Annotated in this window: 11 protein-coding genes; 6 read left to right on the top strand and 5 right to left on the bottom strand. The window is 64.6% G+C overall.

Translation table 11 applies throughout. The features are described 5' to 3' along the window. Positions 1-116 precede the first annotated feature (116 nt). The 3 genes from FXB40_RS48035 (at position 117) to FXB40_RS21260 (ending at position 2,218) form a co-directional block, all read left to right on the top strand. The gene (locus FXB40_RS48035; RefSeq protein WP_187437039.1) at positions 117-281 is read left to right on the top strand and encodes a hypothetical protein; all 165 of its coding nucleotides are present in this window, start codon (positions 117-119) and stop codon (positions 279-281) included. Between the two features lie 228 nt (positions 282-509). Then, positions 510-1,241, top strand: coding sequence for a 4'-phosphopantetheinyl transferase family protein (locus FXB40_RS21265; protein WP_148774128.1), 732 nt, complete (start codon positions 510-512; stop codon positions 1,239-1,241). Further along, positions 1,238-2,218, top strand: a complete 981-nt coding sequence (locus FXB40_RS21260; RefSeq protein WP_148774127.1) for an LLM class flavin-dependent oxidoreductase — start codon at positions 1,238-1,240, stop codon at positions 2,216-2,218. The genes FXB40_RS21265 and FXB40_RS21260 overlap by 4 nt, the downstream gene beginning before the upstream one ends. A 42-nt stretch (positions 2,219-2,260) precedes the next feature. Here FXB40_RS21260 and FXB40_RS21255 read toward each other — a convergent pair whose 3' ends face one another. From FXB40_RS21255 to FXB40_RS21245, 3 genes are all read right to left on the bottom strand, one after another. Beyond that, positions 2,261-3,286 (bottom strand): histone deacetylase family protein, encoded by a 1,026-nt coding sequence (locus tag FXB40_RS21255; RefSeq protein WP_148774126.1) that lies wholly within the window; start codon positions 3,284-3,286, stop codon positions 2,261-2,263. Between the two features lie 130 nt (positions 3,287-3,416). Next, positions 3,417-4,358 carry an SMP-30/gluconolactonase/LRE family protein gene (locus FXB40_RS21250; protein ID WP_187437038.1) on the bottom strand — a complete coding sequence of 314 codons (942 nt, stop codon included), beginning with the start codon at positions 4,356-4,358 and terminating at the stop codon, positions 3,417-3,419. Beyond that, positions 4,315-6,354, bottom strand: a complete 2,040-nt coding sequence (locus FXB40_RS21245) for a PQQ-dependent sugar dehydrogenase (protein WP_148774124.1) — start codon at positions 6,352-6,354, stop codon at positions 4,315-4,317. Before FXB40_RS21245 ends, FXB40_RS21250 begins: the two co-directional genes overlap by 44 nt. A gap of 243 nt (positions 6,355-6,597) precedes the next feature. On the opposite strand from FXB40_RS21245, the gene FXB40_RS48030 reads away from it, so the two are divergent. Beyond that, on the top strand, positions 6,598-6,831 hold the full coding sequence (locus FXB40_RS48030; protein WP_187437037.1) for a DUF6894 family protein: 234 nt from the start codon (positions 6,598-6,600) through the stop codon (positions 6,829-6,831). A gap of 9 nt (positions 6,832-6,840) precedes the next feature. After that, positions 6,841-7,017 (top strand): hypothetical protein, encoded by a 177-nt coding sequence (locus FXB40_RS48025; RefSeq protein WP_187437036.1) that lies wholly within the window; start codon positions 6,841-6,843, stop codon positions 7,015-7,017. 21 nt (positions 7,018-7,038) lie between these two features. Here the strand turns inward: FXB40_RS48025 and FXB40_RS21235 are convergent, their stop codons facing one another. Continuing rightward, positions 7,039-7,812: an enoyl-CoA hydratase-related protein gene (locus FXB40_RS21235; protein WP_148774123.1), complete on the bottom strand. Its 774-nt coding sequence runs from the start codon at positions 7,810-7,812 to the stop codon at positions 7,039-7,041. Positions 7,813-7,928: 116 nt separating this feature from the next. Between FXB40_RS21235 and FXB40_RS21230 the strand changes: the two genes are divergently transcribed. Then, positions 7,929-9,518, top strand: coding sequence for a gamma-glutamyltransferase family protein (locus FXB40_RS21230; protein WP_187437035.1), 1,590 nt, complete (start codon positions 7,929-7,931; stop codon positions 9,516-9,518). Here FXB40_RS21230 and FXB40_RS21225 read toward each other — a convergent pair. After that, positions 9,515-10,798 carry an NAD(P)/FAD-dependent oxidoreductase gene (locus FXB40_RS21225; protein WP_430647774.1) on the bottom strand — a complete coding sequence of 428 codons (1,284 nt, stop codon included), beginning with the start codon at positions 10,796-10,798 and terminating at the stop codon, positions 9,515-9,517. The genes FXB40_RS21230 and FXB40_RS21225 overlap by 4 nt on opposite strands. Positions 10,799-10,810 lie beyond the last annotated feature (12 nt).

Below are 10,810 nucleotides of genomic sequence, written 5' to 3'. Positions count from 1 at the left end.
TCACTCGCCAAAGCTGTGAATGATCAAGTTGCATCTTGATTCTTTGGCGCTTGCCGCGCAAGATTATTCCAGCGTTTTTGATTTGGACGATTATTTTCAACCGGGGGAGTGTCATTATGGGTTTCATCAAATTTACCAAGGGTACCTCGCTGAGCGACAAGGACCGCAAGGCCCTGCAAAAGCTTCTCTCCGACGAGAAGAAGAAGCTTCAGTCCGCTCTGAAGGACGTCGACGCCAGCCTTTCGATGCTGGGCGGCAAAAAGGCCAAGAAGAAAAAGTAAGACTCGTCGGCCGGGACGCCGAACGAATCTTCAATTTCATTTCCGAATTTAGGCCGCTCGCCTGTCGAGTTGGGGTCTCGCACAAGCTTGCGCCTGTAAACCGGCCAGCAATCGACAAGAATTTGCCTGGGTGGGCCGCTAGAAGCGGCCTGCTCGGTTGCTTCCTGCTCGGTTGATTCTTCGGTCAGGGTCGGATTTGGCCTCCGCCTGACGCTATGGGCCCAATTGATGGCAAACGACGAAATTGAACTGTTTGTCGGACTGATCGAGAGCATCGACACGCCTGGCGCGGTCGGGGCGTGCCGGCGGCTGCTCTCGGTCGACGAACGGATACGCGCCGACCGCTTCATGTTCGAGCGCCATCAGCGGCAATATATCTTCGCGCACGCGATGTTGCGCATGGCGCTCTCGCACGCGGCCCCCGAGGTCGAACCGACCGACTGGTCGTTTTCGACCGGCCGCTACGGGCGGCCCTTTGTCGCGGCGCCCGCGACTTCGACGGCACTGCATTTCAGCCTGTCCCATGCCGACGGCTGCGTCGCATGCGTCGTGTCGAAGCACGAGACCGTCGGCGTCGACGTCGAAACGGTATCGCGGCGCGTCGCGCCGCTCTCCACCGCGCTTCGCTTCTTTGCGCCGGAAGAGGTCGAGACGCTGCGCGGACTGCCGGAGCCGGCCGCGATCGAGCGCTTCTTCGACTATTGGACGCTGAAGGAAGCCTATCTGAAAGCCAGGGGGTTTGGTCTCAACCTGCCGCTCGACGCATTCGCGATGCAGGTGTCGCGGGAGGCGATCGAGATCAGCTTCAAGCCCGATATCTCCGACGATCCCGCAGGCTGGCGCTTCTCGCTGTGCTCGCCCTCGCCCTCGCATCGCCTGGCGATCGCCGACGGGTCGCGCGCGGCCGGCGGCCTTCGCATCACCCGCAACGCCTGGCCGCTCCAGGAAGCGGCGGAATGATGCCGGCGCGGTTGCGCGTCTTTCCCGCGATCTCGCGCAACCGCGATCCCCAAAAATATGTCGGCGAGCTGATGCGGGTGGCGGAGTTCACCGACCGCAACGGCTTCGAAGGCATTCTGCTGTTCGAAGGCAATGACGTCTTCGTCGAGCCCTGGGCGATGGCCCAGCACATCATCGCTGCGACGACGCGAAGCTCGCCGCTGATCGCGGTCAATCCAGTCTACATGCACCCGTTCACGGCGGCAAAATTCGTGTCGTCCTTTGCGCAGCTCTACGGCCGCAAGATCTATCTCAACATGATCACGGGGACCGCGATCAGCGACTTGCAGGGACTGGGTGACGACAAATCGCATGCCGACCGCTATGTTCGGCTCGGCGAGTTCGTCGCGATCGTGCGCCAATTGCTTTCGAGCTCGCGGCCGGTCAGCTTCAACGGGCGGCTCTACACTGCGGCCAATCTCCAGCTCCGGCCGCGCCTGCCTGCCGAACTGATGCCCGAGTTCCTGATCGCAGGCCAGTCGGAGGCGGCGCAGCGCATCGCCAGCGAGACCGGCTGTATCAAGATGCAGATGTTGCCGCCCGATCTCGACCAGGGCCTCAAGGCCCCCGGCATGAACTTCGGCATATTTGCGCGCGAAAGCCGCGACGAAGCACGAGCCGCCGCGCAAAAGCGCTTCCGCGACAGTGCGGACGATCGCGAGCTTCTCGCGCTGACCATGGAGAACACCGACTCGGTCTGGAAGCGGCATCTCTATGACGGCCAGAGCGGCGAGCTCCAGGACAATGGCTATTGGCTGCTGCCGTACCTGACCTTCCAGGCCGACTGCCCCTATCTCGTCGGCAGCTATGCCGAGATCGGCGCGAAGCTGAAGGAATTTGCCGCGAAAGGCCTGACCACGATCATGCTCGACATGGTCGCGGACGAGACCGAGATGCAGCACGTCTGCAAGGCGCTCAAGGCGAGCGGATTGTTCTAGAGGCTTTCTCCCTCTCCCCGTTCTTACGGGGAGAGGTGAAGATCACCGCGCCTCTTCGAACCCCGCCAGCACTGACGTCAGGTTCGCACTCAAAATATCCGAAAGATAGCCGCCTTCCTGCACGAACACGGTCGGCAGGCCCAGCTTCGCGATGGCCTGACCGATGCGGCGGAAGCCGGGAGTCGTCACGGCGAGACCCTTCAACGGATCGTGCTCGGAGGCGTCGAGGCCGAGTGCGATCACGAGCGCGCCGGGCGCGAAGGATTCGATCGCCTTGCGCGCGACATCCATCGCCTGGATGTAGCCGTCATCGCCCGTGCCGATCGCCAGTGGAATGTTGAGATTGGTGCCGAGGCCGGGGCCTTCGCCGCGCTCATGTGCATAGCCCCACACGAAGGGATAGTACGCAGTCGGATCGGCGTGGATCGAGATCGTGTAAACGTCCGGCCGCGCGTAGAAGATGCCTTGCGTGCCGTTGCCGTGATGGACGTCGACGTCGAGGATGACGACGCGCTCATGCTTGAGCCGCAGATGCGCCGCGGCAATCGCGCTGTTGTTGAGGAAGCAGAAGCCGCCGGCCATGTCGCGATACGCGTGATGACCGGGCGGGCGGCAGAGCGCGTAGGTCGCGTCCTCGCCGTCCATCACCATCTGCGCCGCGGTGACGGCAACATCCGTCGCTGCGCAGGCCGCAGCCCAAGTGCCGGGACCGATCGGCGCGGCGGTGTCGGCGGTGTGCCAGCCGAGCTTGCCGACGATATGCGTCGGATAAGTTGCGGCATGGCGCACGGGATGAATGTTGCCGATCATCTCCGGACCGGAATCGCCGAGCGCCGTCCAGGCGTCCCAGGCTTCGCTCAGGAACGACAGATATTCCGGGCTGTGAATGCGCGCGCGCGGGCCCTGGCCGAATGTCGTCGGCTCGACCAGTTGATGCTTGCCGTCCTTCAGGCCCTTGAGCAGGCGGTCTGCGCGCTCAGGCTGCTCGGTGGTGCGCTTGACCACGCCGCGGACCAGGAAGAATTGCGGATCGTGGTTGCGGTGCAGTTCGGTATGGACGGCTTTCACTCAAACACTCCGTGGTCGCTTCTTGACGATGCCACAGATGTCTAAATGCCCGCGGCGACCTGATGCAAGCAAGAAGAATGCCGCCTTCGCGCCACGGCCCCGCGTCAAGAGCAGAGCGCCTTTGACGAACCTAGCAGCGGCCGCGCTGGAGACAGTGCTCGCGGCCCTGCTGGTCGGTGCGGAAGGACTCGATGAAGCCGCCCTGACGCTGGGTGACGAAGACGGTCTTGCCGTCGCCGCCGCCGAAAGCGAGATTGGTTGGCTCTTTGCCCCTCAGCGCGATCTCGCGCTCGACCGCGCCATTGGGCTTCATCAGCGCGATCGTCCCCTTGAGAATGCGTGCGACGTAGAGGCGGCCGGTGACGTCAGTACGCAGGCCGTCGATGGTGTCGGGCTGGAACGCCTTGACGAGCTTTGCGTCGGTCAGCTCATTGCCGCGGATGGCGTAGGACCAGACCTGGCCATTGTTGGACTCACCGACGTAGAGCGTGTTGCCGTCGGGGCTGAGATCGATGCCGTTGGTGGTGCCCATCGGGCGCGGTGCCGACATGATCTGGCCCTGCACCGATCCATCCGCGGCTTTCGCAATGCGCCAAATGTGGCCTTCCCGGCCCTTCCAGTTCGGATCGCTCGCATAGATCGCGCCGTCGCGGGCAACGGTGATGTCGTTGGGCTGGTTCATCTCGTCAGAGTGAAACCAGACACCGGGCTCGGAGCTACCCTTCGGGATCGCAAAAATGTTGTGCTTCTTGTAGTCGGCGATGAGCATCGTGCCGTTGCGATCGAAGCGGATGGCGTTACCGACGCTGCCCTCGGGGAGCGCCGTGAAGGCCTCCGACACCGAACCGCCCGCAGGCAATCGGCCGATGGTGCCGGGCTTGCCGAAATTGACGACGAAGAGGTTGCCGTCGAGATCGGCGGCGGGCCCTTCGATGCCGAAGGTGTATTCGCTCGCAGGCGTGATCTGCACGCTTTCGAACAGTTTTGTTTCGGCTGCCGCCAGCGGCGTCGCGACGACGAGCAGAAGGCTACTGCACAGGCACCAGAAATTCCTGCCGGATGAAATAGCCATCGTCGTCGCTGCACTCGCCATTCAAATAAGGATCGGCCGGCCGGAAGAATCGGCTGAAGCCCGGTTTGTCTACAGCGTTCCTTTGTGTCACGACAACGACCTTGGCGACCGGTATTTCGCCGCATTCCTGGTTTGCCTTGCTGAAAAACTTGCGCTGCGGCAGGCCGAACTTGACGCGCATCCGCGTTCCCGGAACCATTTTCGCGACGAGCAGATCCGCAGTCGCGAGCAGAGCCGCATAACCAGGCTCGGTCTTCGGCAGGTTCTCGCCGCCTGGCGGCATCAGTTTCTCCGCGCCAATGCCGCGCAGCCGCGTACGCAGCTTGCCGGACTGCGGATCGCCCGGATAGATCCAGCCATCCTGCGACAGCATGAAACGGAGCACGGTCGCGTCCTTGTCGGCATCCGACTGCCCCGCCTTCAGGCCGAAATCCGAGTGACAGCCGACGCAGTGCTTTTCGACGAGGTTTTTGCGCAGCGTGGTGAGCCGGATCTTGTTTTGCGCATCCCTGGCGACGAAGGCGGCGAGCTGGTCGATCAACGCCTGGCTGCGCGTGTCGCAGGGCAGCGGCGGCGGTGGATCGCCCGCGGCCCGATCGATGCGGATGATCGTCTGGTTCTTGTCCTCGACCAGCCAGATCGCGCCGTCCTCTGCGACCGTCATGCCGACCGGCGCGCCTTGCGGCCGCGCACCGTTGACGCGGTGCCAGCCGGCGATCAGCTCCTCGAACGGCGCGGCGGCGACATCGCCGGCGTCGGTCTGAAAATTGTGGGTCGGATCGGCCGCACAACTGACATGGTAGCGCACCGGCGCCGGCGCGGGTTTTGGGAAGCCGTGGTCGTCGACTTCGTAGATGACGACGCGGCTGCCGGTCGGGCGATAACCGTGCAGGCCGACCAGCAGCTTGCGTTCGAGCTCCGGAAATTTGGCGCCGTGATAATACAGCATCGCGAGCGGCGCACCGTGGGGCGGCAGCAGCGAGAACGGCTGCTTGTAAAGCGCGTTCGCCGTGCAAAGGGACTTGTAGACGCCAGATTGCAGCACGAGCCTGAACTCGGGACTCGGCGTCGACAGGTCAAAACAATAGGGCCAGCCGTAATGCCTGCCCTGCTCGATCGCGTTGATCTCCTCGTTCGGCTTGAAGATATCGGGCAGATCGCGGCCGTTCTCACCTTGCAGGAACGCGTAGCCGGCATCGGGAAAGTTCGGGTGCAGCGCCAGCGCCATCGAGTTGCGCAAGCCGCGCGCGTAAATCGTGTGGGCGGGATCGGGATCGTTCGGCTTCAACGCCGAAAAAATGCCACCTGACGGCGGCGTGAACAGCCAGATCGCGGCCATGGCGGACGCACCTTCTGCCGCCGCACAAGGTTTTGTGATCGGCGCCGGCGTGATGCAGTCGTCGCTGTGGGCGCCGACATTGACGAACAGCCGCCCGTTGCGATCGAACACGAACTGCTTGAGCGGGTGCGCGCTCTCGTCAAGCCTGGTGCCGTCGGGCAGCGTGATGCGGCGGCCCGGCATGTGACGAATGATGGTCTCGACCGTACCGCGCGGATTGTCCGCGAGCGGATCGAAGCGGAAGATGGTCTCGGCGGTCGAAGCGTAGAGCTTCCTGTCCGGGCCGATCACGAGGCCGAACGGATATTCGACCCCAGTCAGGAGTTCCTTGAACCGCTGGCCGCTGGCGGCGTGGGGGTCGAGCAGCAGCAGCCGTCCATCGGTATGGCCCCAGCCGCCCATGTCGGCGACTACGAACAGGTCGTGCCCGGGCACCTGGATGATCGACCGCGGAAATTTCAGATGATCTTCCTCGCTGGCGACGAGGCCCGCGCAAAAGCCGGCCTTCATGTCGATCTGGACCTTGGGAAAGGCGAGATCGCCGCTGCCGCAGCTCTCCGTTCCTACCGCGTAGCCGCTTTTCCTCACGGGATCGGACGCGGCCAGTGAGCCAAAGCCGAGCAGGAGCTCCGCGAAGGCAACGACACCTACGCACAAGCTTCGGCATCCAACCTGAAATGTGAGCTGATTCACAGCGGTCTCCCCGGCTTTCGGCCGAAGGTTGTTCCATGCTCGCCAGGCGCCGTCCAGTTGAACATCACCCGCCTGTGATCAAACCCGCAAGGCGCGTGGTACCGACCAATCTCCGTAGATTCCCTTACCGGGCTCGGCCCGAATATTTTTCGCATCTTTCGGGTGGTATCGATATGCCGTCCAAGTCGCTTTCCAGAGGAGGCGTGTATGGTTCAGATGTATTTCCACTGCTCGAATGCCGAAGGCACGCTGATCGATCGCTACGGCACGGCAGTCGCCAACCTGACCGAGGCGCGCGACCGCGCCGCCCAGATCATGCGCTCGATGATCGAGACGCCCGGCGCCGAGGACTGGCGTGATTGGGTGATCCATATCAGTGACGACGACGGCGAGGAGATCTTCGATCTCCCCTTCACCGCCATGCTCGGCAAGCCGCATTGAGGTGATGCCATGCTGTTCGCTTCCTTGACCCTGCTCCGCCAGCCCTTCGCCTTCGTCGCCACCAAATGGCAGAAGCTGGTGCGGATCGCAGGCAATCCCTACCGCCCCGAGCTCCACTACATGCGCGGCCCTGGCCCGAAATGGCACGCCAAATATCAGGCCAGCCGGCTGAACCGCGGGCTGTGAGCGTAGCCCGTTCCTTCTCCCCTACTTCCCCGTAAATTTCGCCTTGCGCTTCTCGACGAAGGCCTTGCGGCCTTCGATCGCATCGGCGCTTGTGCGGATCGTGGCTTGAAGCTCGATCTCGCGGCGGAACTGCGCCTCGTAGCTGGTGTGCTCGCTCTCCTCGATCAGCGCACGGGTCGCGACCAAGGCGCGGGTCGGGCCATCGGCGAGACGGCGCGCCAGGGTCAGCGCCTCCTCCATCAGCTTCGCGTCGTCGACGACCTGCCGCACCAGGCCGATCTCCTGGGCACGCTCGGCCGTGAGCGGCTCGTTCAAGAGCATCAGCTCGAGTGCGCGCTGCCGGCCGATCAGCCGTGGCAATAGCCAGGTCGAGCCGAGGTCAGGCACCAGCGCAATGCGGCTGAACACCTGGATGAAGCTCGCCGACCGCGCCGCAACAATCATGTCGCCGGCCATCGCCAGGCTGAAACCGCCGCCGGCCGCGACGCCGTTGACGGCAACGACGACAGGCACGCGGCATTCGCGCAACGCCTTGAAGGCCGGCCAGTAGAAGCGCATCACGCCGGCCGCGAGGTCCTCGCCCAGCGCTCCGGCTGCCTTCAAATTCTGTCCTGAGCAAAAACCACGCCCCGCGCCGGTGAGGACCAGCGCACGGACATCCTCATCCGCACTCATCTCGGCGACGGCGGCAGCGAGCGCGCCGAGCAGGTCCGGCGTCATTGCGTTCAGGCTTGCCGGCTCGTCGAGCGTCAAGATCCCGACAGCGCCATCCCGCGCCTGTTTCACACCTGCCATGTCGCGTCTCCCTTTCGATGTTCTCGTTGCCGGCAATGTGCCATTCTTCGCGCGCTCCGCCAATTGCGGAGCTTCGACGTCAGCGCAACGAAGCCAAGACAGGCACAAGCGACATCATGCCTCATCAGTTCAGCCTCAACCAAACCGTCCGCAAACCCGCCGTCACATCCAAGGGCGGCATTGTCGCCTCGCAATCGCGGCGGGCGGCCGAGGTGGGAGCGCAGGTGCTGGCAGCGGGCGGCGATTGCGTCGACGCGATCGTGGCGACCACCTTCGCGCTGAACGTTCTGGAGCCCTGGAACAGCGGCATCGGCGGCGGCGGCGCGATGGTGCTCTACCGCGCCAAGGAAAATCGCTACGAGGTGATCGACTACGGCATGTGCGCGCCGCAGAGCCTGCGCGCCGCCGATTATCCCATCACCGGCGACCGCACCGCCTCCGACCTGTTTCCGTGGCCGCGGGTGAAGGACGACCGCAACGTTCACGGTCCGGCCGCGATCGCCGTGCCCGGCGTCGTCGCCGGCATGGAGGAGGCGCACCGTCGACACGCCAGGATGTCGTGGAAAGACCTGGTTGCTCCGGCGGTGGCACTCGCCGGCGAGGGCCTGCTGGCCGACTGGTGGACCACACTGACGATCGCCGGTTCGGCAGCGGATCTCCGGCGCTATCCCGCGAGCGCGGCCATGTTTTTGCGGGACGGCCTGCCTCCGAACCCGCCCTGGAGCATCGAGGCCGAGATGCGGCTGCCTCAGGACAATTTGAAGGCGACGCTGTTGCACCTCGCCGCGGCCGGGCCGCGTGACTTCTACCAGGGCGATCTCGCCAGGAGCATCGCGTCCGACATCAGGGCTGATGGCGGCTCGCTGTCGGTCGAGGATCTCGCCGCGTTCCGCGCCCATCTGCGCGAGCCGCTGGCGATCCCCTATCGCGGCGGCAAGGTGCTTGCGACGCCCGAGCTCACCGCCGGGCCGACCATGGCGCATGCGCTGCGCCTGTTGCAGCAGAATTTGAAGCCGGCAGGCACGCCGGATGCGGCCGCCTATGCCGAATATGCCGTTGCCCTGCAAACGGCCTATCGCGAGCGGCTCAAGGACATGGGCGATGCTGACGGCAAGCGCTCGCTCGGCGCCGATCATCTGGCACCGGCCTGCACCACGCATTTCTCCGTGGTCGACCGAGACGGCAACATCGCCGCAGTGACGCAGACGCTGCTTTCGTCGTTTGGCTCGAAATATGTGACGCCGCACACCGGCATTCCCATGAACAACGGCATCATGTGGTTCGATCCGACGCCCGGCACCACCAACTCGCTCGCCCCCGGCAAGCGCTGCCTCACCAACTACACGCCTGTTATCGCCGAGACCAAGGACGGCAAGCGCCTCGCGGTCGGCGCCTCCGGCGGTCGCCGCATCCTGCCTTCGGTGATGCAGCTCGTGTCCTTTGCGATGGATTTCGACATGGACCTCGATGCCGCCATCCATCAGCCCCGCATCGATTGCAGCGAAGGCGCGATCGTGCTCGGCGACACGCGGCTGCCGGCGGATGCGCGCAAGGCGCTCGCCGCACGCTTCGACTACAAGGAAGCGCCGGTGCAGACCCTGCCGATGAAGTTTGCCTGCCCGAGCGTGGTGATGCGCGACGGCGACATCAATTCCGGCGCAGTCGAGATCTTCCAGCCCTGGGCCGACGCGGTAGCGGAGAGCTAAATCCCCAGCCGGTCGCGGACACGGCCGGCAATCACCGCAGCGGTCACGCCGACCGGCCAGAACGCGTGCATCGGGATCGGATTGATGCCGGTGACGGGCATGTCGATCTCGGCCTTGGCGCCGCCGATCAGCCGGCGCGCGAGCTGCGCGCCCATCGCGGTCGAGAGCGCGACGCCGCGGCCGTTGCAACCGAGCGAGATCAGGATGTTTTCGGCCGGCTCGTGCACATGCGGATAATGGTCCTTGGTGATCGCGAGCCGGCTGTTCCAGCCATGGGTCCAGGCCACGCCCTTGAGCTGCGGCCATAACCGCTCGGCGTAGCGCATGAGATAGGCGACGTCGTTCGGCGAATCGATCCAGCGCATTGGGCCGCGGCCGCCCATCAACAGGCGGTTGTTCTGGTCGATGCGGTAGTAGACCGTGATGTGGCCACTCTCATAGAGCACGGGGCGCGTCGGCATGATCGAGCGCGCGACGTCGTCCGCGAGCGGCGCGGTGGCGGCGATCGAGGAGAATACCGGCACGATGGTACGGCGAAGCGCCGGCCAGAGATCGTCCGTAAAGCCGTTGGTGGCGAGCAACACCTTGTCGGCATGAACGACCGCGCGCGGCGTCTCGATGCGCCAGCGGCTGCCGTCGCGCCGGAGCGACAGCGCCGTCGTCTCGCCGTGCACCTTCGCGCCGGCGGAGATCGCGGCACGCGCGAGGCCGCGGGCGTAGCTGAGCGGATGCAGGTCGCCGCCGCGGGTATCCAGCATGGCGCCGATGTAGCGATCCGTGCCGGTCATCTCGCGCAGCTGCTCCCGGTTTAGATACGACACCGGCATGCCGCGGCGGATGCATTGATGGGCGGTCTTTTCGATCGCGGCGGCGCTGGCCTCGTTATAGGCCGCGCGCAGCGTGCCGTTCTGCCGCGCCTCGCAGGGGATCTGGTAGCGGCGGATCAGATCGTGCGTGAAGTTTGTCGTGCCGTAAGAGAACTCGATCATGCGGCGGCCGAGCTCGGCGCCGAAATCAGCCTCGATCTGATCGGGATCGTGCTTCAGCCCTGGATTGGTGTGGCCGCCATTGTTGCCCGACGCGCCCCAGCCCGGCTCCTGCGCCTCCAGCACCAGCGCCTCGATACCCTGCTCCGCCAGATGCAGTGCTGTGGACAGACCGGTGTAGCCACCGCCGACGATCGCGACGGAGACGGTCTTGTCCGCATCGAGTGGCGGCGTGGCCACCGGTGCAACCGCAGTGTCGGCATAGAGCGAGGGCGGCAGAGGCAGGCGCGTCATTATTAAGAGTCC

This window comes from Bradyrhizobium rifense, assembly GCF_008123425.1.
Taxonomy (GTDB): Bacteria; Pseudomonadota; Alphaproteobacteria; order Rhizobiales; family Xanthobacteraceae; genus Bradyrhizobium; species Bradyrhizobium rifense.
Note: the sequence above shows the minus strand (reverse complement) of the source record. Positions and strands in the feature narration are given on the sequence as shown.